A 23,018-nucleotide genomic window follows, 5' to 3' on the forward strand; every position below is an offset into this window, starting at 1 on the left:
GCTGTTTAAAGTCTTTTTTTTATAAAATACCTTCTAACAAGCCTCGCATAAAATCTTCTGAATGAAACTCACCAATATCATCGACTTTTTCACCAAAACCAATGAATTTTACAGGAATATCAAGTTCTTGTCTAATGGCAAGAACAACCCCACCTTTTGCAGTACCATCAATTTTAGTTAGAATAATACCAGTTAATGGCGTAATCTTAGAAAATTCTTTGGCTTGACTGAGTGCATTTTGACCTGTTGAGGCATCCAAAGCTAATAACGTTTCATGAGGCGCATCAGGAATCACGCGCTTAATGATGCGTCCCATTTTTTCTAATTCTTGCATTAAGTTTTCTTTGTTTTGCAAACGACCTGCAGTATCAATAAATAAAACATCAATTCCTTGTGTTATTGCTTTTTCAACACCGTCAAAGACAACCGAAGCAGGATCTGCCTTTTCTGGTCCAGTAATAACAGGCACATCCACACGTTTACCCCACTCAACTAATTGCGCAACAGCACCAGCACGGAAGGTATCAGCCGCAACCATCATAACTTTTTTGCCTTCTTGTTTGTATTTATATGCTAATTTTCCGATAGATGTTGTTTTCCCAACACCATTCACACCAACAAAAAGCATTACAGTTAGTCCATCTTGAAGTTTTACTCCTTCATGATAAACGCCATCTTTTTCATAGATTAAAACTAATTTTTCGACAATAACACGTTTTAGATCTTCTGGTTTCTTAGCATTTTCAAGCCTTGCTTCATAGCGTAATTCTTCAGTTAATGTAGAAGCAACGGTAACACCCACATCTGACAAGATAAGCATTTCTTCTAATTCTTCGAAGAAATCCTCATCAACTCGTCTAAAGTTTGCAAGAAAAGAATTCAGACGAGCACTGAAACCAGTCCTTGTTTTCTTTAAACTGCGACTATACTTTTCATCATCACTTTCTTCATTTTCAGGAAATGGAGCTGTTACAACTTCAGAAGTATCAATAGTCGTTTGATTATCAGATAGAGCCCTATTATCATCATTAGTTACAGGCTTAGTTGAATTAAAAGTACTTTCATCTTGCTCTTCATTCTTATTTAAGTCAGCTTGTGATTCTACTTTTAAGTCTTCACTAACCCTTGTTTCTGACTCTGAATTAAGAGGAAGGTCATTGACCATGTCATTTAGATGTTCATCATTTGTTTCATTGTCTTGGTTAATTTCTGAATAGATAGTTTCTTTTTCTAATATTGTGACAGTCTGATTGTCTTCTTCCTTATCAGAATCAATAGGTAAATCATTTACTAATTCCGTTAAATCTCCAGAAGAATCCTCTTCTAAAGAATGATCTGATTCTATTGTTTCTTTTTCAAGAATTTGAACTTCTTGTTCTGAATCTTCTTTGATTTCAGAATCTTTCTTTTTTTTACCAAATAAGCGATCAAATAATCCCATTATTCTACCTCATCTAAAATATATCGTTTAACAGCTTCAGCCACACCAGATTGATCATTCGTTTTTGTTGTAACAGCTTTTGCTGTTTTCTTTGCAATATCAACGCCATTTGCCATTGCGACACCTAGACCAGCCCAAGCTAACATTGAAAGATCATTTGCTTCATCTCCCATAGCCATTACTTGACTAGCTTCAAATCCCAAATGGTTACAAAGCAGATTCAATCCAAAAGCCTTATGAACACCTTTTGGCATTAACTCAAAAATAATATCCCTTGATTTATAGGCTTCAAAATTCTCAAAAAGCCATTCTGGCAATTGTGCAATTTGTTTGTCTAAAAAATCTGCGTCTGTAACAGTAACAACTTTATTGTAAACAATATCTTTTGGAACTTGCTCAAAGTTTTCAACTTCTACAAAAGTTAACAATGGATTTGCCATATGATATTGTGATTTACGATCTCCACTAGGAATACTGTATACAATGCCATCGCTTAAAATATCTGTTGGTAAACCAGTATTATCTAACATAGTATGTAAGTCAGCTAGTTGCTCTCTTGACAATGAACTCTTATCTAAAATGTCGCCAGTATTGCGCTGAACAAGACCACCATTAAAGGTAATACTATAATCATTTTCACTAATGAGATCTAGTTCTTCTAATAGATTTCCAATTGCTTTCAAAGGTCTTCCTGTTGTGATGACAACTTTAACACCTTTTTCTCTAGCTTTTTGAAGTGCTTCTTTATTTTCATCACTAACTGTTTTCTCAGTTGTAAATAAAGTACCATCCAAATCCAATGCTAATAGTTTAATATCTGACATTATTTTACTAATCCCTCCATATAAGTTAACACTGAACTATCGTCACAATGTCCAATAACTTCATTTGCCACCTCTTTTATTGCATCTCTTGCATTTTCCATAGCTACGGAATGGCCAGCAAAATGCATCATTTCATAATCATTTAAATTATCACCAAAGGCAATGACATCTTCTTTTTTTATGCCTAAGGAATCACACAAATGTGATAAGCCAAAAGCTTTATTAACTTCACTAAGGACAATATCGATAGAATCAAATCCTGTTGTAACTGCTCTAGCATAATCAACATTTTGGTTCAACCATTCTTCTCCTTGAGCTACTGTGTCACCTGTGAAATTGGTTGTTAATTTGAAAATATCATCATTAATAGCCTCAAAATCAGAGACAAGTTGAACATTTTCATAATAAAAGTTTGACTTATCAATATAATCCTGACTTGAACTTTTTAACACATAGGAGCCATTTTTTCCGGAAAGTAACAGATTTTTTCCAGGATGATAAGGGTTTTCAAAAACTTTGTCTTTTATATGAAGGTACTGCTCTCTTGTCATGTAATCGGCAAAGATAATCTTATTTTGATATTGCACAATAGAACCATTTTCAGCAATAATCGCAATGTCTTCTAAAAAATCTTCAAATAATTTTTCAATTGCTAAGAGTGAACGTCCACTTGAAACGGTGAAAATCATACCTTTTTCTTTAAATGCTTCTAATAATTTTGCTAATCGCTCTTTTTCATAAGCACCTTGGCTATTTAAAAAAGTACCATCCATATCTGTCGCTATCAATTTAATCATACAATCTAACCTTTTCCCTTTCAAGGGGGTGCAAAACCCGAGTGGGGTGTGCATCTCAAATCCTAATATAACTCCTTCTATTATAACACAGAAACACCAAAAAAAGACGTGCCGAATTGACACATCTTGTCTTCTATAAATCAATCCGAACACCATTTTTGAAGGTGAGGCTGATTTTCTTGCCCTCTTTAATATCCAATCGCTCAACACTAGTCTGCCAGAGTTCTTGATTGAAATCTGTAATGAGGTCTTCCTGCTGTTTGAGTTGTTGAATAAATCCATCAAGACTTAGCTGTTTACTTTTCTGCTCTTCTAAGGATGACGTAGCTTCCTGCAACTCTTTCTGCCTTTCTTGGTAGGCTGTTACTAGAGTATCGTACTGCTCTTGGTAAAGGTCTTGATTCTGAGCCTTCCTTGCATTTCTATCAACCAAGTCTTCAATGTCTTGTCGAATAGTTTCAAGTTGCTGCTCCAAATCATCAATCTTGTTTTCAAGCGGTGAGGTGTCTTTTGCCAAGTCAATCAAGAGTTCTGTATTAGCGACAATCTCCTCTCGATTACTGAGGAGTTGGTTCATGGCTGATAGGAACAAACCTTTAATCTCTTCCTCCGTCACATGGGGAGTCTGACATTTATGCTCACCCTTATACTTGGCATTGCACTGGTAGATGGTTCGTTTGTACTTGCTGGTAGAGTGCCACACCTTACTTCCAAAGGCTGACCCACAGTCACCGCAGAACAGTCGTCCTGTGAAGATGTTATTGGTTTGCCGTTTCTTTTCTAACTTATCCAATTCAACCTGAACCAAATCAAAGACTTCACGCTTGATAATGGCTTCATGGTTATTCTCCACATAATACTGTGGGAGTTCCCCTTCATTAGGTTTGGTGCTTTTGGTCAAGAAGTCCGTTGTAAAACTTTTCTGAAGGAGGGCATCCCCTTTGTATTTTTCATTCCGAAGCATACGCTTAACTGTACCGTAACTCCACTTCCTTTTTCCTTGTGGGGTTGGAATCCCTTGGGCAGTCAACTCCCTTGCGATTTTATTGGGGTTGTTGCCCAGTAAAACCTGATGGAAAATGTACCTCACGATTTTAGCTTCTTCTTGGTCAATTTCAAAACCACCCGTGTCACTTTTCTTGAAGCCTAAAACTTGGCTGTAGGAAAAGGTCACTTGCCCTTCAGCCAACTGACGTCGTCTGCCCCAAGTCACGTTCTCTGAAATGGAACGGCTCTCCTCTTGAGCAAGACTCGACATGATGGTAATCAGAAGCTCCCCTTTAGAATCAAAGGTCCAAATGTTCTCTTTTTCAAAATAGATTTCAACACCTGCTTCCTTGAGTTTGCGAACCGTTGAAAGGGAGTCCACCGTGTTTCTGGCAAATCGGCTGACTGACTTGGTTAAAATAAGGTCTACCTTTCCGTCAAGGGCATCTTCCACCATTTCTTGAAACCCAAGTCTCTTTTTGGTGTTTGTTCCAGAAATCCCTTCATCGGAATACATCTTGACAAATTCCCAATCTGAGCGACTGTTGATGTAGTCTGTATAGTATGTCATCTGAGCTTCGTAGGAAGTTGTCTGATCTTCATGGTCAGTGGATACTCTGGCATAGCCTGCCACTCGTCGTTTGGTAAAGCTGGGCAGGTCAACCTTATGGGTGACCTGTTTGGCTGGTTCTATCGTGATAACTTTTTTCATGTCTACCGTCCTTTCTGAATGATGACGTGTTTTTCTTCTCCATTTCTATAGGTCGCTTTAGCTTCATTGGTCACGCTATTAAAAGAAATATGGTGAATGTCTTCTGTATTTATGCTCTCACCAAAGGCTTGAAAGAGCTGTTCTTCTGTAACGGTACGTCCTAGACAAGCCTCGACACCCTTGGCATCTCTTGTCCTGCAGTAATACCTCACTCGCTTTTCCTGATTAGATTTGGTCTCCAAAGTTAAAATCATGTCTAAACCGCAGTGCTCACAATACACTTTGCCTTGTAACTTTGCTAGGGCATCATGCTTTGATACTCTCCTCCTAGCACGCCGCTTTTTCTCTTGATTGACCTGTTGGAAATACTCTGGTGTCACAATGGCTTCGTGGGCATTCTCAACGATATACTTTGCCATCTGCCCATCGTTTGGAATAGAGCGACTGCCAAAATGATCTCGAAAGGTCTTCTGTAAAATAAGTCGTCCGCAGTAGGCTTCTTGGTCAAACATGTTATAAATAATTCGCTTAGTAAAGCGATTACCTAGCCTTGTTCGTTCTCCCCTATCATCAAGCCTTTTAGCTATTTTTGGGGCTGAAAGTCCTTCCATATACCATTCAAAGACCTGTCTGACAATTGAGGCTTCATGGGGTTCAATCACATACTCTTCGCCATTCCATCGATAGCCAAAGATGTCTTGGGGAATATAAGGTTTTCCATCTTCAAAGCGTTTCTTCACTCGCCATCTGATGTTTTGACTGATAGACTGTGATTCTTCTTGAGCCATGGAGGCAAGCAGGGTTAAAAGCAACTCCCCTTCAGCGGTTAGGGTGTCAATCTTCTCCTTTTCAAAGCGAACACTGATACCAAGTCGCTTCAGCTCACGAACAGTTTCCAAAAGCTCCACCGTATTTCGACCAAATCGTGAGATAGATTTGGTTAAAATAAGGTCTACCTTCCCCTTGCGACAATCTTCAAGTAACTGTTGAAAATCTCGTCTATGAGCTTGACTACGGCCACTAATGGCTGAATCGCTGTAAACTCCCACATAGTCCCATTCAGGATTTGCCTGTATCATTTGGCTGTAGTAGCTGACTTGATTGGATAAGGACTGGAGTAAACTCGTATGCGAAACCCTAGTGTATGCGGCCACCTTTAACCTTTTGATGGTAGTTACCTTTTGGGCTTGTATCGTTTTGATTTGTTTCATTGATACATCTCCTTTCGCAACTATATATCACTCTAAAGCCCTTATTTATCAAGTTTTTAGGCAACTAATTGGCTCAGAAATGGCTCATATTTTTCGAGCATTTTTGCCTTAAATTCTTGGAAGACGGCTTCAGAAATCAGACCTTGAGACAGGAGCTGCTTGGCCTGTGCCATAGTCAGTTGGTAGGTAAGTTCTTGTTGAAAGTCTTGTTCTGTCATTTCTTGTCTCCAAATCTAGCAGTCACATAGCACTTACGACTACAATATTTTCTCTTAGGATTAGCGTAGGAGGTAAACTCACCCCCACAAGCCAAACAGACATGCTCGGTATAGGTCTGTCGATTGACTTCCTCCAAATGGCTGTTCCACCAAGTTTGGCGACAGGACGTTCCACAAAAGCGTTTCTTTTTCTTACCATCTATATGCGTCAAAACACGACCACAAGCATGACAATAATCTGGTAAAACATCATCTGTTTTCTCACCAGCCTTTATCGCCTCACGACGACAAAATGACTTTATGGTGTTAGACGATAGACTGAGCTTTACGCCAATGGCTTTATAACCAAGTCCATGTTCTCGTAAATAACGAATAGTTGCTTTTTGTTCTGGGATCATGACTTTCCTCCTTCTATCTACTAGGTGACTAAAAGTGATATTTAGTCCAAACTAAAGAAAACTTTTTCTCTACATGACTAGGTAACTTTTAGAGGAGTTTTTCCGGTTTTTTGAAAAAAACTTCTCTCTACCTTCCTAAGTAAGTTTGAGGAGGAAAATTCCGCCATATGGAAAAAAAGAAAAAAGAAAAAGCCTGATGTTTCCACCAGGCTTGATAACTTTTATCCTAATCTGAACCAACCGATGACTTTTCCAAGTTTGACCGTGCCAGTCGCATCATAGAGTGAGCCATCTGCCATCCAGACACGTTTTACTCGGCGAGTAATACCGCCTCCACCAATTTCCAATTGGTCATTGATACCATTCTTGTTGTGGTCAGTATAACCATCGACATTCTGTTCCACACCATCAATGCTTGTACCATCTGAGTCGGTAATACAAATGCCAATGTGGCCATAAGGGTGACTGTCTGTCTTAATGACATAGAAATCGCCAGCTTTAGGATTTACTCCCCAAGCATCCTTGATGACTGTAAAGCCATTGGCTTTTGCCTTGGTTAAGCAGTCAATGGCATTGGTGTAAGCCATATCCTTATCGGTCAACTCCTGTACAATCTTATCCACCAGACTGACGCATTGTCCGCCATAAGGGTTGGTAGGAACAGTCACCTTTTGCCCTACCTTAGACAGGGCAGATGCAACTGCACGTTGAGCAAGGCTTGTCCCCACTGCCTTGATGGAACTGGTTGCCTTATGGACTTTCAAGGTCTGCCCAATCTTTAAAACATCCGTTTTCTTCAAGCCATTTAAGGCTAGAAGACTATCAACGGTTGTCCCAAATTTCCGAGAAATCTTCCAATAACTATCCCCTTTTTGAGCCGTGTAGGTCTGTTCAGAATGTCCAAGGCTTGTTCCCTCCACATCTTGCTCCAACACCCAAGAGGTAATCCCTTCAAGCAGGTAAGCTCTCTTACTCTGAGACTGCGTTACTCCTTTGACTTGGAGGATTTTGTAGGTGCGACCCTTGACCCAACTCGCCATCGCTTGACCCGTTTGGTAATGAGTCGCATGACCAAGCACACGAACACTATCCCCAACGTGATAAACAGGGCTGGTAGAAGAATGGGGCTGTCCTCCTTGCTTACTGGGGGTGGCAGAAACAACTGTCTTCACCTCCTCTTGGGTAATGGCAGATACGAGAGCTTTAGCCAGTTCTTCCTTCTTATTCTCAAAGATGGTCATGTCTTCTTCGTTATCGATAAAGGCAATCTCCACCAAGCGGTAGGAATATCCACGGTTCTTAGCTTCATTGGCATTATAAAGCCAATCCACCTTCTTAATCCCACGGTTTTGGAAGTGACGGCTCAGGACTGACAAAATAGCCAAATCCTCCTTATCTGCCGTCAAGGAGGATTGAATAAGAACTTCTGTCCCTCTTGCTGTACCATTGAAAGCATTGAAGTGAAGTTCGGTAATCGAGTCATAACCCTTACCTAAGCTACCAATACTGCGATAATCATAAACATTTTGATCAGTGATGTAGTCAATGCTTTTTCCACTGTACTTGGACATGAGTTTGACTAACTCACGAACTTTACCAGCTTCTGTAATGCCTCGTTTGCTATTCATTGCTCCTGGATCATAGGCAGTTCGTCCTTGCCCATGACCACAAATCACTAGATGTTTTCCCATATCAGTCTCCTTCTTTTTCGTTGAATTGTTTTAAGATGGCTCGTAGTTTCTCAGGGATAGGCAAGCCAATCCGCACCGCATTTTCCAAAATACTCAAACCTTCATTGCTCAAGTAAAAGAAAATAACCATGGTGCGAATCGCTCCACCCTGCTTAATGATTTCAGTATCAATGAGGTGTCCCACGGATACCAAAAAGAGAATGGCAATCTTTTTAAAGATGCCTTTGAAACCAAGACCGCTTGATAAATTCTTCTCGACGATTGCCGCAAAGACTCCAGTCACATAATCAATGATGAGAAAAATAAAAAGGGCATATAAGACCCCATCCACTTCTCCAAAAATCGAACCGATAAGTCCTCCGATTGCTGAAAAGAGAACCTTATTTGTTGCCAGTAATTCTTTCATAATGACGCTTTCCTTTCTTATGCTGTCCTACGCCAACGGTAAACCGTGACGTAAGGTTGTAAGTTATTGTGTGGCTTTCCGCCACCAGTATTTCCTGTGTTATTCCCTTGAGGGTAAAGGCTAGAGCTACCATCTGAAGAATGGTCACGACGAATTGCTCCTGAGCCGTTGTTAGCTGTCACATACTGAGCGTGTGAGTGAGACGGCATCTCATCAATGGTCAAGGTATGTGCCTTACTACCCCCTGACTTATTAACGCTATTAAACTCACTTTCATTCTCAGATACACCAACTAAGACCCGACCATTGCCAAATCGTTCCCAAGTCCCACCCATAATGGTGGCTGGACTGGTACTTGACGTGGACTCGTAAATGACGCCCACTGGGTAAAAGATATCAAGAAGTTTCTTATTCTTCATATAAATCTCACCATCAAAATAAGCAGGTAAACTCCCATCCACATCTAGCACTCCTCTTGTCCATGCTTTGCCTATCCCCATACCTGATGGACTTAAGCCGTAGACAACCTTTTCTGGACCAATAGTAAATTCAAAGGTCGTGGAGTAAAAGAGGTCTGCGAGCGTTCCAATAATGGTGTAGGATTTCGTGGTATCATAGGCGCCACCTAAAATAGCTTGGAAATCTGTTTTTGTGTGTTCCGTTGTCGACGTCCAGTTGGCAGCACCACCAGCGTTTGTGACCTTCTGGCCACTTGTCAAATCAACCACTTCCCATGTCAAGGTTGCCTTGTTCTTTTGGACACTATTGATGGTTAAAGGGGCAATCTTAAGCTTTCGTGTCACCGTCACCTGATTCATACTAGAACCAGCACGAACCGCTGAGAATGAAAAGATAGGTTTGAAATACTCTAATAGGGTTATCTCTACTTCTTTTCGAGCACTTTGTCGCCCTCTCGAATCGGTCACATAGGCAGAGACCTTAGCGCGACCAATCCAGTTGATACCTCCCAAAAGACCGTTATGACTCGTTACCACATTAGGCAGTTGAACCCACTGATTATTCTCAAATTTAAAGACCTCTGCACGATAACCCGTCGAAGGAATGGTCGAACCGTAAATACCTGCTCCTTGATTGAAGGTCACTTTAGGATTAGACACCAACTGGGCAAAACTTGTGCCAGTTAAAATCGTTTTTGCAGTGGCATGTGATTCTGAAACAGAAATACTGCCCAAAGTTGGAACAACAGACGTCGGTAGGTTGAGGGTAATGGGAATTGTCATTGAGCCTATCGTCTTTCCACCATAGATAGTGGCTAGCGTTAAATGCCCATTACCTGAGGTGCTATTTGGTATTTGAGTTGCTAATTGAGAAATCGAAGGCGTCCAAGTTACAGAGGTCGCAATGCCTGATCCAATCGTGCCGCTTAGACTCCCAAAATGCCAGGTCATGTTATGGGTAAAATCACTACTGGCACGTTTAATCGTAATAGTTACGGCTTGTCCCATCATATTGCCTGACACCGTGGCACTAGATGACCGTGGGATATCACTTAAGCGTAGCGTTTGTGACCCCGTATTTAAGGTGCCAGGCGACCAACCCCCAGAGCCTGAAAAAGTCGCTGAAAAACTGATGGTTTTGGAGCCATTGGAATCATGCGGTACAGTAATGGTCTTATCAATCAAGTGGAGGGAACTATGAGCCGTGTACATATCGGGTCGCCCTGACCAAGAAAGTGTCTGCCCATTGATGGACACACTCGCCCTACAGTCATACATCCCAAAGGTCGTATAACCATTCTTTAGCCAGAGTTGGACTCGGACAGTAGATGTATTGTCAGCGGTCGAAGTGCCTGTTTCTTCCACTCGCAAAAGTAGGGTATAGCCCCTATCATTATTTGAACCATAATCTGCCATAAGGTCTCCTTTCTACTTGGCATCAATAAAACGACAAACCAGATGCTTGGCATTATGCCTTGCAGCTTCTAGTCGGTAATATCCAACCTGTAAGGTCTCCACAAAGACCCCATGATGAATTTTAATCACACCAGCTGTGACAGTCATGACGGCATTCCCAGCTGACTTAATCATCATCCCTTGTGGGGTTAATTCGATATACTCAGAGTTATCCTTCTTACCGATAATAACCCCATTGTCACCAGCTCTCAGATAGGTATTGACAAAGTTAAGCAAGAGACTGTTGGCTTTAAGATCAGCTTCAATCGCTGCGATACGAGCCGTATTATCAATAAAGTCTTGATTAAATTGCGCAAGGACAGCTTCATTATTTTTCTCAAATTCTTTATAAGACTTGAGCCAATCGGCCACTTCTTTTGCCAACGCTTTCGCTTCAAGGTCCACTCGGAGAGATTCTGTCTTTTCGGTTAGAAGGTCTAATTGTTGCTTCATGAAGCCATTATCTGCCTTGGCATCAATCTGGGCGATCAGATCGTTCAAAGACGGTCCTGGAGCTGAAGCAACGTTTCCATCTTCTAGTTGAACATTTCGAAGATAAACCACATCTCCCACCGCCCATGTTCCTGACTTCAGGTAAAAGACATAGGAATGATTCTGGGCACTAGTAACCTTCCAAGACACCGAATACCGCTGCCAGCTAGAACTAACTTGAACAACCTTAGTCCCGCTCAGTTCATTTCCGATGGTAAGACTAACCGTCTTACTTGCCTTGAGGTCCACACTAAACGTCATATTAGCACCAATTCGACTTCTTAAATCATAGAAGTTCCGATGGAAGCCACCAGTACCTGCTTTGGTACAGGTCATCTTAACAGTCACGCCACTGACAGAGCTCGTATCCTCAACCACCTCCTTCTTCCACTCAGAGGTTACTGATGAAAAGGTCGTAGCCTTCATGGCATAATCGTCAATGTAATTGCGCCCACCGAGTTCTGTTCCTTCAAAAAAGGACGACCAGGTATAGTCACTAGGGTTAGTTGAAGGCGTTGCACTCTCCCTGTTGACGGCTAGTCCGAGGTAACGTTTGCCCGTTGAGACGGCAGAAATCCCATCTCCCTTGTCACTATCTGCGTACATCCTCCAAGTGTAGAGGGTCTTTCCGTCCTTACCAACCTTTCCATCCACACCCTTGTCCCCATAAACACCGATAACAACAGGCGTTGTGACTGTCGTTGAGCCATTGGTGAACGTGGTTTTTTCATAATTCCACAAATACTTAAGGGTTGAGGTTAGAGAGGGAATCGTTTTAGTCCAACCAGTACTTGTTGTCGTAAGACCAGTCTTTTGTGCAGAGACTAAGTAATACTGCTCCCTTGACTGAATACCTACCCCATCTGCTCCAGCATCACCCTTTGGTCCAGGAGTTAAAGAGATGGTTTTAAGTTCAGCTTGTGTCGCTAAACTTTCCCCTCTAACCTTTAGAAGTGGCGTATCAATGGAAAGATTCCCATCCCTATCCAAACTAAATACTGGGCTGTGCTGACCTGGAATAACCACCTTATCAGCTTCCACCTCTAAACTCTTCACATACTCTGATAGAATCTGTTGAGAGACAAGCCTTGTCATCCATGCTGAACTAGAGACGGTTAACTCATCAATCTTAGCTTTTTGAAGGGCTGCGACTCGTGCTTCAAGGGCATCTGTTGCCAGATAATCAAGCGCAGCTTTCTTCCCAGAACGCTCGCCTTCTGCTTTGGCCATAGCGATACCATCTTCAACTTCTGTTTGAAGACGCTCAAACTGCCTGTCAAAAACCTTGTTAAAGTTTGCTCGCTCCTTAGACGCTCGGTGTTCTGTAACTGATTGATTGACATCAAGAATAGTCTTTGCCGCACTGGCTAGCGAATGGGTCCCAGATGATCCAGAGCTCGTAAAGCTAACCTCATCATCAAAGGTCACTGAAAGGTACACTTCTTCTAGAGCGTCAAAGGTATAACTAACTGCCTTTTTCTTAACATCTACCTTGTGCTTCTGGCTTTTAAGAGTAACCGTATCACCCAGATGAACTTCCTGACCGTCTAACTGATAGGCTTCAACAGTTAGCTGTCTGGAGATACTGTCGATGTGCTCATGTGTGAATTTAGCCATTGCCCATTGTCGCAACTCTTCCTCTGTCTGAAGCGTGTTATTCTCATACCGTGCTTCATGGACATAAGGGTATTGGGTAATAAGGGGACTTTCCACAACAACAGAAAGAACGGTATCCTCATCACTACCTTCTGCCTGAAAGGTTGAGGTCGCATAGATGCGCGTAATGACCTTCTCAGAATTATCCTTATCCTCAAAAGCTTTCAGATTGTGATGACTTGTGAGAATAACTTCCTTATCGTTGCCACGGTGTTTCTTAATCGTCAGCTGAAAGTTAGCACGAACGAGCTCACCTTCCCAGGTTCCAAGGATGGAATGTTTACCATCCATTAGAGCTTGGTAAAGTGTCAAGTCTTCGTCAGACACATAGGTATGACGCTCCGTCACATCACTGTCAAAGCTAAAAAGTCCTAAATCAGATGGACAAGCTTCAACCAGCCTCATCAGGGCTGATTGACAAGTCGTGTTAGTCGCAAAAAAGGGCTTAATCTGACGCTTCATCACATCATCAGAAATGTGATAGCACTCAAGCTCTATCATATCGTCTTGAATATTTACCTGCTTAACACGAAAGAGCTGCTTTCCCAAATCAGGAGTTGGACACAAAATCAATTCATCTGCTCTAAGGGTTTCATGGACACCTGAATCCGTAATCGGATAAGTTAAACGGAGCTGAAAAGTGCCATTCAACTCCTCTTCTACCGTTGCACTCACCGTTTCAAATAATGGTTGGCCATTCCACTTCGGTGTCTTTGTTTGACCATCAAGAAGGTAAAGCATCACACCCACCCCCAATTCGTCTCAAAGGTAAGCGATAATATCCCACTGCCTAAAATCACTCCGACAGATTGTGTTGGATGACTGACATCAATCGTGATAAAGTCCCCAGACCACTTAACAGCTTTCCCTGATAGGGTCTTAAAACTAGGACGGTCTGGATGATTAACCATAAGGAGAGGTTCTGTAAATTTCTCAATACGGATCACTTGGTCACCTACTGTGAATGAGGTTTCTGACACCGATTGACCGGTGATGGTGATGGTAGGAAAGGCAAGAGCAGAGCCTTGTGTTTTTAACACACCATTGGCACTCAAAACTTGCCTATCCACACTCTTAAAAAAGCGAGTGGGGTGGCAGATAAAGGTCACATCAATCACATACACATCATGGTCATCCTGCTTGATGTCAAAGCTATCCGTACGGTAACACCAAAATCGAGTAAGCTTAAGCCGTTCACTTTCTAACCAAAACCCTTCCTGCATCAGAAAGGCCGAGAACTCATTGACTTCTTTCTCACTCGCACCAATAAGATACAAGCGGTAAGGTTTCTCAATCACATCACGATGCTTATTGGTTTGAACAATCGCCCCACTCAACCCACGATGGTCTAAGAGTTGCGTTTTAGACCGTGGCACTTGAATACTCGGTCTATCTTCCACAAGCACTTTAAAAGGAAAAGACGAGGTGCCTTTTCCATTCAGTACCAATTCATTATGTTTAATCACACTGTTCCTCCTCTCAGTAAGGCTTGTCGTGCCATTTCATCAGCTAATCGACCAGCCACATAATCGGCTAGTTTTTTCATATCCGCTTCTTCACGAATCACAACATCTGTGATATTGACCGTTATGGTTGTTCCTTTGTTAGGCATGGTGGCTGCGATGCTGCGTCCGATACTTCCAAGAGTTTGGTTATTAAGAGGTAGAACTGCTTCACGTCCTGCTTCTCCTCCAACCATCAAGCTATTCCCTGTCATACCAAATGCCGTTGGCTTAGTCAGAATCCCACCCTTGGCGTACCACTGAATGGAAATCTTAGGTAAGCTACCTTTTAACCAATCAAGGGGATTCGCAGAACCTGACACACTAAAGTGCGGAAGAGGAATATGCGGCCACTTAATCTTGAAGTTAAAGAGATTCTTAATGGCATTGATGGCTGAAGAGACTGCATTTTTTGCCCCATTGATAGCATTTGTAATGGTCGATTTGACCCCATTCCAGACAGAGGACACTGTGTTTGAAATACCACTTAGGACACCTGAGATAGTAGCCTTCATTCCGTTCCAAACGGAAGATACCGTTGCGCCAATACTCGATAGAATGGAACTAATCGTGGACTTAATGCTATTCCAGACATTACTAACGACAGATTTGATGCTATTGAGTAAGTTTGTCATGATGCCTTTAATGCCATTCCAGGAATTGGAAATGAACTGAGCAATGGCACTTAGAACAATCGAAATCAGTGACTTGATGGCTTCCCAAACTGTAGAGACGACCTGCTTGATGGTTTCCCAGGCACCTGACCAATCACCCGTGATAATCTGCATGACTGCTTCGATAATACCTAAGACAACATTGATGGCTGTTTCAACGACCACTTTAATGATGTCCCAAGCTGTCGTGATAATCAGTTTGATATTCTCCCAACTGGCTTGAAGGTAAGGTCCAAGAATAGTCATAATGGTCTGAATAACTGTTGAAATGGCTGTCCATACGGTATTTGCGGCATTAAGGATTAGCTGTTGGTTCTCTGTCCACCAAGTAGTCAAGGTTCCCCATATCGACATAACAAAGCTTGATATCTGTTGGATAATGACAGATAAAAAGGCATAGATGGCATTCCAGATTTCTGTCACAGCTGTCCGAAAGCCTTCGTGATGTTGCCAAAGTTGTTGAATCCCAACAACCAGTAAGGCAACAACGGCAATGACACCAAGAATAATCCCTACTATTGGTGCTGCCACTGTTATCATCCCCATGATGGTGGATCCCATAGCCATCGCAGCTGCTTGCAGAGCAATAAAAATCGGTAAGACTAATCCAAGGGCTGCGACCAAACTTCCGACAATAACAATAAATTGTTTCACTGGTTCTGATAGACCAGAAAACCAAGTGGCAACAGCTTGAAGTAAACTCGCTAATATTTCCAAGATGGGAGCTAGGGTTGCGGCAATAGCGTCTCCCATTTCAGCCATCGCTAACTTCGCCGTGTTTTGAGCAGTTGTAAACTTATCAATAGGATCAAGCGTCCCCTCATAGGTCTGTGTTACAATCCCAGCTGCCTTATCAGCTGTTCCTGCTAAATCTTCAAAAGATAAAGCCCCACGCTTGATGGCATCAACCATACGTGGAGCTGCTTTACTTCCGAAAATTTCTGAGGCAAGAGAAAGAGCCTCTGTTTCACTGGTTGAGGTTTTGATTTGCTCAATGGTTCCAGCAAGTCCTTCTTGAAGCGTAATCCCATCGCCCGCATACTTAACAGCTGCCTTTGAGAGTGACGAAAGTGCTGCAGAAGAATCAACCCCTGCTTTTTCAAACTGTCCCATCAAGGTGACACCCTCATCAAAGGAAAGGCCAAAGGCTTTGATTTGTGGTGCTCCCGCTACTGCCTTGTCCATTAACTCTTGGACACCAACACCTGTCGCTTGGCTGGTATAAGTAACCGTGTCTAAAACACTTGATAAATCAGTCGCTTCAAGTCCATAGGCTTCAATCGCTTGTTTGGCTGAAATGGCAGAGCTCGTCACATCACTCCCATTGATCTCTGAGAACTGAATCAACTGGGTAGAGGCTGATTTAAGGGCATCTCCTGTTAACCCAAATTGCGTATTCAACTCCCCTACGGCACTTCCTGCCGTATTAAAATCCGTTGGCAGTTCAGTGGCTAGGGTTTTGGCGATGTCAGTCATCTCTTCAAGGGCAGAACCAGTCGCTCCAGTTTTTGTGACAATGATATCCATACCCTCATCAACTTCAAGAAATGCGTCAAGCGATTGTTGACCAAAGTCAATCAACTTCTGTGACAACTCTCCCAGTTGGTCGCCAAACTCCATGAGAAGGTCAGCCTTTAAGAGACTATTTGTCTCTTCCAAAGAAGCCTTGGAACTCGCAGAGCTAGAGGCCAACTCCTCCATCTCATTTTGGAGATTGTTGTAAGCGGTCTTTGTCTCATTAAGAGTTTTCTCAAGCTTGTTAGCTTCAATCGAATTCTCCCCATACTCGCTCTTTGTCAAAGAGAGTTGTTGTTCCAGATTATGTATCTGTTTCTCAAGGATCTCTGAATGAGAAGCAACCTTTTGTTGAGCAAGTGCTAACTTATCAGTCTCACTTGCGGTAGTTGCTAATGCTGATTCTTGTAGCTTAAAGGAACTATTGAGTTTTTCGCTTTCTGACACCAACTGTGCCTGCTCATTTTGGAGACGATTGAGCTTCGATTGATTGGTTTCAACCTGTGCTCCGTTTTCAGAGAGAGCCTTGTTAACACTTTCTAGTTTTGATTCATAGCCCTTTAAGATCGTTTGAGTGCTCTCCACCTCACGTTGGAAGGCACGGTATTGGTCTGCACCGATGTTACCGGCCTTGAACTGAGCCTCGACTTGGGCTTGAGCTTGACGAAGTGTGGCGAGTTTTTCTTTAGTTGTTTCAACTTGTTTGGCTAAGACTTCCTGCTTCTGGGTCAAAAGAGTGACATTGCCAGTATCAAACTTGAGTGCCTTGTCAATCTGACGCAGTTCCTTAGTGGCTTCAGAAGCCTGTTTGTTCACACCCTTTAAGGCATTTTGTAAGGGCTGGGTATCACCGCCAATTTCAATGGTGATACCTTTGATATTTCCTGCCATCGTCACTCCTCCTCCCTACTAGAAATTGTCAAAGTCTGCTTGGGTAGCTTTACGAACACCACTCTCATCTCGGCTTCTTAGCTCCACATAATCCGTCTGATAATCCAGTGCCATGCCAATTGAGATGTGCTTTAAGTCATCAATGGAAAGGCCAGTCTCCTTACAACAAGAGAGGTAACTCTCTACCGTGAAGATTTCCTCGCTCGCTGTTTCGGAAGTTTCTGCTTTTTTCTGGTTGTCATCCCTTGGTTAAGCATGGACATCAAGACTGGCCCAACTTCCTGAAGGGGAAATTCCTCCATCGACATAAAGAAATCCTCGAATGGTTTGATTCGAGGGTTGGCTGACTTGGCAAAGACCCAAAAGAGACGGTGAAAAAAGGTCATGTCGAAATCAGATAAAATAGACAAGTCAATCTGACTAGCCTTTAACTCTTCCCCCTCTTCCAATTGCTCAAGCTGAGTCATGATGGATTCCGCACTTAACATGTTAAAGAGATCCTGGAAATAATCCTTTCCAAATTGTTCCTTATAAGCAATCGGTGTATAGGCATTCGTAGCCAAAGGATAGGTTTTCCCAGCAATGGTGATTTTTTGTCGCATGTTCTCCTCCTTTAAGCAGCTGGTTCAAAGACAGATTTAAACCAGTTCTCACGAATCTCATCACTGGTTTCTTCAGTCGTTCTGCGGCGAACAATCTTATCAAGTGGGCGTGGACTTGCCGTAAAGGTCAACTCTACCTCATTGATATCAGACCCAGACTTGGTTTTAGAGCCTACAGTTGGGCGTGAAGCGTAACAGTAATAAAGCACATGAAGCGTCTCTTTCTTGTCCCCTTCAAATCGGAACATGAGAGCGAAGTTCTTTTTCTTGCTACTGGCAATTTCTGAAATGGTATTGGTGGTCGCATCAAGCTGCTCGCCCAAAACACGAGTCAGAAACTCTTGCGACAAGAGAGCAACTTTCAGTGTTCCCTCATAGCCGTCATTAGATTCAGTCGTGTAAAAGTTGATGTTGTCTGCCTTGTAAGACCCTTTGTCTCCAGTAGGTTCAAGCGTTAGTTCTGCGGCACCACGAAGGCGCTCGACAGTGCCATAGGTTAAAGCCCCGTCAGCTCCTTCACTAGTGACTTCTGCCCAGTGGACATCTTGTAGGCCAAAGGTGACCTTGTTTTTTTCTGCCATGGTTATCCTCCTAATAGTGTGATGGAATAAATGGTTTGGTAGAGTTTCTCACTAGTGATGTAAGTCTCTACCTTGTCAAAATAAAGACGGTGGGCATCAAGAAGGGATTCCACCGTTGTTTCTGTTGCTAAATCTTTCTTAGTCGTGTAAAGCTCAATCTGTACGTTTAGAGCTTTGTGATAAGCCCAGTTATCGGCTCCAAGGTTATCTGAATCAATGACCAAATAAACCATAAAGGGCGGACTGGGGCTGTGCCCTTCCTCAAAATGGTGATAGGCTACTGGGAGTTTGGTTGCTTTCAAGACACGGAAAAGCTCTTCAAATCGCATAAGCCACCTCACAGTTTCTGTCTCAATTTGTCCTCAAACGACTGAATCGCCTTTTTCTCGACAGGAGCGATGTGCTTTCGCCCTTCAACCCGACCACCATTTTGTTTAGCATGCCCATCTTCAAGCAAATGAGTTAGCCCAGGCGTTCGGTTATGAATGGTTTTAGTCAGAGCGGTATTGGTGTCAGTCGTTGCCTTACTCGTCCACCCTTTAGCATATTTCCCACGTCGTTTTGGGGAAGTAACCTTTAAGGTTTCAACGGCATCGTCTGTCACTTCCTCAACCACCTCACGCATGGTATCCGTGGTGTCTTTGGCATAAGTCGTTAACTCCTTTTCAATAACTGAAGCTAAATCATCAAGTCCAATTCTAGTCATGAGCTTCCTCCTTAGTCGCAACGATATAAATCAAGCTCCGTGGCACAGTATCGCTATCAAGGGACTCAATAGCGTAATACTGGTCACGAAAGTAAATCCGAGTCGTTAAAGAGTTAAGAGTAAGAACAGCCTTATCGTAACGCAAGGTAAACTGCACCTTGTTATGAATCAGTTTTGTCACACTCCCATCACTTTCAGTTAAAGCCAGAGGGCGACAAGAGCACCAACGCATAAAGAGGTCATCCCAAATGGTTGACTCATTTCCGATGTCATCCTGTCTGATTCGCTTTTCTTGAAAGACTAGCTGTTCTCTTAGAGGGGCAATCTTCATCAGAACACATCCTTTCTGTCAGCTAAAAGCAAATGATAGAGAGTTTCCTTTAACTCCTTGTGATTGGCTTCTTCACGGTGTTCATAAAGATAGGCAACCCCGTAGAGGATTGCTGTCTTTAGAACTTCAGAAGTTGAGGTCTCACGAAGAATATCTTCACAGAGCTGGCGACTAGTTGCCATCAACTGCTCGATAAGGTAGTCCTCCTCACCATTTTCCACTTTCAAATAAAGCTTGACTTCTTCTAACGTCATCATGCCGTTTTACCTTTGACAGTCAAAACCTTAACAGCTTCTGGTAGAACAAGTTTTCCATCCACACGTTGGCCGGCAAGAAAACCAATCTGGCCATTGTTGGCATAAAGCTCATTGAGACGTTTGAAGGTACGACCCTGACGGTCCGCAATCCAGTAGTAAGAGAAATCACCAAAGGCAATAGCTTTGTTTCCTGCTTCTGGAAGTGGCGCAAAGGTCGACGTGTAGTAAGGACGGTTGAGAATCAAATCAGGTTGACCAGCCTGTGTAGATGGTTGCCAGATGTAATTACCATTATTGTCCTTAAGCTTGCGGATAGCTTTTACCGTAGTGTCATGTAAAATCCAGACCGCATTCTTACGGTAAGGAGCTGGCAGTGAGTGGTAAAGCTCAATCATGTCATCAAAGGTGATGTCTTTGGTTGCGGTCGTTGGTCCTTCTACATCTGCTTGCGTAAAGATACCTGTTGGCTTTTTAGAACCATCACCCACCAAGAAAGATTTTTCTTCTTCTGTGCCAATACGACGAGCAAATTCAGAAGTCATATAGGACTCAAGATCAAAGACAGAATCATTGAGCAATTCCTCTGAGATACGGATTGCTGTCCCAATCTTATGTGAATCAAGAGTCACTTGACCAAAAGTCTCATCTGTCTCTGGATAGAGCCCATTCTCGTCCATCCAAGAGGCAGAACCGTGACCGGTGACAACTGGAATCTTACGCTCACCACTCGATGTTTTAATAACAGTCGCAAGACTTCTAAAAAAATTTTCTTCTTGAAGACCTTGCACCAGTTTCTTCTCGTATTCATCTGGAACAAGATGACCACCCTCTGTATCTTCACCAACACGAAGAACATCTTTCACATCAAAAAAGTGACGTTTACGGACATTGGTCCAGAAGGTTTGAGAATAAACATCCGAAGCAATACCTTTCTTCTCATCTCCTTTTTCCTTACTAACATCTACTGTAGGTTGCGAGGTCAATGCTTGTGAAGTCGGTTGCGACAATTCTGTATCCAACTTTTCTTGACGTTCCAAACGTTCGATTTGCTTTGTCAGATTAGTAACTTTAGTTTCCATCTCATCATAGCGCTTAGCATCTTCTTCAGACACCATACCATCAGATGTTTCACAGGCATTTAAAAAGGCTTTAGCATCCTGCCAAGCCTTGTTACGCTGTTCTTTTAATTCAAGTAATTTAGACATACAATACACTCCTTTTATTTTATTAACTGTAATCTTTTTTCCAATTGGTTAAGCGGAATACTTAACTTGGGTTTTGGTGGCTCAAGTTTAGCTTGCATAGTCACAACAAGGTCTTTCTCAGTAGTCACTCGACTAAAGGTATAGCTGTCAAGAACGTTAGTTTCACTAGATTTTCCCTCATCAAAGAGAATTGTATCCGCAAAACCTAGCTCAACAGCCTTTTTAGCATTGAACCAAGTTTCACTATCCATCAGATGTGAAATCTTCGTTCTTGATAGACCAGTACGTAACTCATAGGCATTGATAATGGACTCCTTGATTTCCCCAAGCATCTCAATGACTCTTGCCATATCCCTAGCTTCACCTTGTGCTACTGTCCAAGGATTATGAATCATCAGCATAGCTACAGGGCTCATGGTAACAGTTGTCCCTGCCATGGCAATCACGCTGGCAGCACTTGCGGCTAGGCCATCAATAATCACATTGACATTTCCCTTATAATCCATCAGCATGTTATAGATTTGGGCAGCCGCAAACACATCACCCCCTGGACTATTGATCCAGAGGGTGATATCGCCTTTTCCTGCTAACAAATCATTCTTAAAGAGCTGTGGGGTAACTTCATCCCCAAACCAAGTTTCGTCCGCAATCTGTCCTTCAATCCGAAGAGTGCGGACATCTCCCTCTTCGGTAAAATTCCAAAATTGTCGCATTTTCTTCCTCCTCTGGTGTGTCTTCAGCTGGTTCCATTTCTGTCGGTTGCTTCATGAAACCACCAGCATCTTTTAATTTGGTCATGTTGCCGTTAATCAAGTAGAGGTTCCCGCCTTCTTCATCAGGAAGCAAATTCAAGTCTTCCAACTCACGAATGTCGTTTGTAGAGAGCCAGCCATTTTGACGTGCGATGGCATAGCCATTCATACGACTTTGGTAGTCTCCACGAAGTAAACCGTCTACGTTGAACTTGATCAGGTAGCGTTTCTTTTCTTCAGGTAAAAAAAGAGACCTCTTGAAGGCTTGTTCTAAACGAACTACCCAAGGGTCTAAGGTATATTTCACAAATTCAAGTGACTGTTGTTCGATATTTGAAAAAGACGACTTTTCCAAATCCCCAACCATGTGTGGTGGGATACGGTAAAGTCGTGCAATTTCGTTAATCTGAAACTTCCGTGTTTGGAGAAACTGAGCTTCTTCTGGTGGGATACCAACTTGGGTGTACTTCATGCCCTCTTCAAGGACAGCTACCTTATGAGCATTCGTCGCTCCATTATAGACAGCATTCCATGAGTCACGGACTCGTTTAGGGTCTTTCAAAATCCCTGGGTGTTCTAAGACACCGCCTGGGTTAGCACCATTTTTAAAGAATGCGGCTCCGTAATTCTCGGTTGCTAGCGTCATCCCAATCGCATTTTTTGCCATAGCAATCGGTGAGTAGCCAATCAAGCCATCAAAGCCAAGTCCAGGCACATGAAGAATATCCTCCTGTTTCAATAGAACTGTTCCTTTATCTTTGAAGTTAGGGTTCTCTTCAGTCTGTCGCTGGTATTTGTAGTAGAGTTTTCCAGAATCATCACGATGAACGGACATCTTATCAGGTAATAGCGGATATAGACTAATCACTCGTCCAGCTTTATCCCTGATAATCTGAATATAAGCATTTCCCCATATCAGCAAATGACTCATAATTGTCTCTCGAAAGATAAAGGAGGACATCTCTGGATTGGGTTCATCATGAAGGAGAAAGTATAACGGATGATCGATCTTTTTCTCTTTTCCATTACTCGTCAACTCATAAACATGAATTGGTAAAGAGGCAACTGCTTCTGCAAGGATTCGCACACAAGCATAGACCGCCGTCGTCTGCATAGCCTTAAACTCATCCACATTCTCTCCACTAGTCGTGCGACCAAAGAGGTAGGAAAAGTCCTGACCTTCATAACTGTTTTGGGGCTTATCTCTGGTCCTTTTTCTTCCAAGTAAATCAAGTAGTCCCATAATTCCTCCTTAT

The 23,018-nt window shown here is 42.5% G+C and carries 22 protein-coding genes; all 22 read right to left on the reverse strand.

What is annotated here, in order from left to right:
• Positions 1–19: 19 nt before the first annotated feature.
• The gene (ftsY, locus tag STRUR_RS07450; protein WP_006739326.1) at positions 20–1,441 is read right to left on the reverse strand and encodes a signal recognition particle-docking protein FtsY; all 1,422 of its coding nucleotides are present in this window, start codon (positions 1,439–1,441) and stop codon (positions 20–22) included.
• Positions 1,441–2,265, reverse strand: coding sequence for a Cof-type HAD-IIB family hydrolase (locus STRUR_RS07455; RefSeq protein WP_006740030.1), 825 nt, complete (start codon positions 2,263–2,265; stop codon positions 1,441–1,443). The genes ftsY and STRUR_RS07455 overlap by 1 nt, the downstream gene beginning before the upstream one ends.
• Complete coding sequence (locus STRUR_RS07460) at positions 2,265–3,062, reverse strand: Cof-type HAD-IIB family hydrolase (RefSeq protein ID WP_006739660.1); 798 nt, start codon at positions 3,060–3,062, stop codon at positions 2,265–2,267. The genes STRUR_RS07455 and STRUR_RS07460 overlap by 1 nt, the downstream gene beginning before the upstream one ends.
• Before the next feature lie 133 nt (positions 3,063–3,195).
• Positions 3,196–4,761 carry a recombinase family protein gene (locus STRUR_RS07465; RefSeq protein WP_006740157.1) on the reverse strand — a complete coding sequence of 522 codons (1,566 nt, stop codon included), beginning with the start codon at positions 4,759–4,761 and terminating at the stop codon, positions 3,196–3,198.
• A gap of 2 nt (positions 4,762–4,763) precedes the next feature.
• Positions 4,764–5,972: a recombinase family protein gene (locus STRUR_RS07470; protein WP_003047272.1), complete on the reverse strand. Its 1,209-nt coding sequence runs from the start codon at positions 5,970–5,972 to the stop codon at positions 4,764–4,766.
• 56 nt (positions 5,973–6,028) lie between these two features.
• Positions 6,029–6,190, reverse strand: a complete 162-nt coding sequence (locus STRUR_RS11755) for an SHOCT domain-containing protein (protein ID WP_003047269.1) — start codon at positions 6,188–6,190, stop codon at positions 6,029–6,031.
• The gene (locus tag STRUR_RS07480; RefSeq protein ID WP_003047268.1) at positions 6,187–6,588 is read right to left on the reverse strand and encodes a hypothetical protein; all 402 of its coding nucleotides are present in this window, start codon (positions 6,586–6,588) and stop codon (positions 6,187–6,189) included. The genes STRUR_RS11755 and STRUR_RS07480 overlap by 4 nt, the downstream gene beginning before the upstream one ends.
• 221 nt (positions 6,589–6,809) lie before the next feature.
• A complete protein-coding gene (locus STRUR_RS07485) occupies positions 6,810–8,279 on the reverse strand; it encodes a LysM peptidoglycan-binding domain-containing protein (RefSeq protein ID WP_003047266.1) in 1,470 nt (489 codons plus the stop codon).
• A 1-nt stretch (position 8,280) separates the two neighbouring features.
• Positions 8,281–8,685 carry a phage holin family protein gene (locus tag STRUR_RS07490; protein WP_003047264.1) on the reverse strand — a complete coding sequence of 135 codons (405 nt, stop codon included), beginning with the start codon at positions 8,683–8,685 and terminating at the stop codon, positions 8,281–8,283.
• Between the two features lie 17 nt (positions 8,686–8,702).
• Positions 8,703–10,559, reverse strand: a complete 1,857-nt coding sequence (locus STRUR_RS07495) for a DUF859 family phage minor structural protein (RefSeq protein ID WP_003047263.1) — start codon at positions 10,557–10,559, stop codon at positions 8,703–8,705.
• A gap of 12 nt (positions 10,560–10,571) precedes the next feature.
• Positions 10,572–13,487 (reverse strand): phage tail spike protein, encoded by a 2,916-nt coding sequence (locus STRUR_RS07500; RefSeq protein ID WP_006738705.1) that lies wholly within the window; start codon positions 13,485–13,487, stop codon positions 10,572–10,574.
• Positions 13,487–14,212 carry a hypothetical protein gene (locus STRUR_RS07505; protein ID WP_003047260.1) on the reverse strand — a complete coding sequence of 242 codons (726 nt, stop codon included), beginning with the start codon at positions 14,210–14,212 and terminating at the stop codon, positions 13,487–13,489. Before STRUR_RS07505 ends, STRUR_RS07500 begins: the two co-directional genes overlap by 1 nt.
• Positions 14,209–17,328, reverse strand: coding sequence for a phage tail tape measure protein (locus tag STRUR_RS07510; protein WP_003047259.1), 3,120 nt, complete (start codon positions 17,326–17,328; stop codon positions 14,209–14,211). The genes STRUR_RS07505 and STRUR_RS07510 overlap by 4 nt, the downstream gene beginning before the upstream one ends.
• A 182-nt stretch (positions 17,329–17,510) precedes the next feature.
• On the reverse strand, positions 17,511–17,930 hold the full coding sequence (locus tag STRUR_RS07515; RefSeq protein ID WP_003047255.1) for a hypothetical protein: 420 nt from the start codon (positions 17,928–17,930) through the stop codon (positions 17,511–17,513).
• 11 nt (positions 17,931–17,941) lie between these two features.
• Positions 17,942–18,511: a major tail protein gene (locus STRUR_RS07520; RefSeq protein WP_000818570.1), complete on the reverse strand. Its 570-nt coding sequence runs from the start codon at positions 18,509–18,511 to the stop codon at positions 17,942–17,944.
• A 2-nt stretch (positions 18,512–18,513) separates the two neighbouring features.
• Positions 18,514–18,840 carry a hypothetical protein gene (locus tag STRUR_RS07525; protein WP_001209975.1) on the reverse strand — a complete coding sequence of 109 codons (327 nt, stop codon included), beginning with the start codon at positions 18,838–18,840 and terminating at the stop codon, positions 18,514–18,516.
• A gap of 8 nt (positions 18,841–18,848) precedes the next feature.
• A complete protein-coding gene (locus STRUR_RS07530; protein WP_003047252.1) occupies positions 18,849–19,217 on the reverse strand; it encodes an HK97 gp10 family phage protein in 369 nt (122 codons plus the stop codon).
• Positions 19,210–19,548, reverse strand: coding sequence for a head-tail adaptor protein (locus STRUR_RS07535; protein ID WP_000684957.1), 339 nt, complete (start codon positions 19,546–19,548; stop codon positions 19,210–19,212). The genes STRUR_RS07530 and STRUR_RS07535 overlap by 8 nt, the downstream gene beginning before the upstream one ends.
• On the reverse strand, positions 19,548–19,805 hold the full coding sequence (locus STRUR_RS07540) for a head-tail connector protein (protein ID WP_000988606.1): 258 nt from the start codon (positions 19,803–19,805) through the stop codon (positions 19,548–19,550). The genes STRUR_RS07535 and STRUR_RS07540 overlap by 1 nt, the downstream gene beginning before the upstream one ends.
• Positions 19,802–21,010 carry a phage major capsid protein gene (locus tag STRUR_RS07545; protein WP_000040506.1) on the reverse strand — a complete coding sequence of 403 codons (1,209 nt, stop codon included), beginning with the start codon at positions 21,008–21,010 and terminating at the stop codon, positions 19,802–19,804. The genes STRUR_RS07540 and STRUR_RS07545 overlap by 4 nt, the downstream gene beginning before the upstream one ends.
• Positions 21,011–21,024: 14 nt before the next feature.
• Positions 21,025–21,723 carry a head maturation protease, ClpP-related gene (locus STRUR_RS07550; RefSeq protein ID WP_001248759.1) on the reverse strand — a complete coding sequence of 233 codons (699 nt, stop codon included), beginning with the start codon at positions 21,721–21,723 and terminating at the stop codon, positions 21,025–21,027.
• Positions 21,668–23,005 carry a phage portal protein gene (locus tag STRUR_RS07555; RefSeq protein ID WP_000523689.1) on the reverse strand — a complete coding sequence of 446 codons (1,338 nt, stop codon included), beginning with the start codon at positions 23,003–23,005 and terminating at the stop codon, positions 21,668–21,670. The genes STRUR_RS07550 and STRUR_RS07555 overlap by 56 nt, the downstream gene beginning before the upstream one ends.
• Positions 23,006–23,018: the final 13 nt, after the last annotated feature.

Origin of the sequence: Streptococcus urinalis 2285-97, from assembly GCF_000188055.2 — a bacterium.
Classification (GTDB): Bacteria; Bacillota; Bacilli; order Lactobacillales; family Streptococcaceae; genus Streptococcus; species Streptococcus urinalis.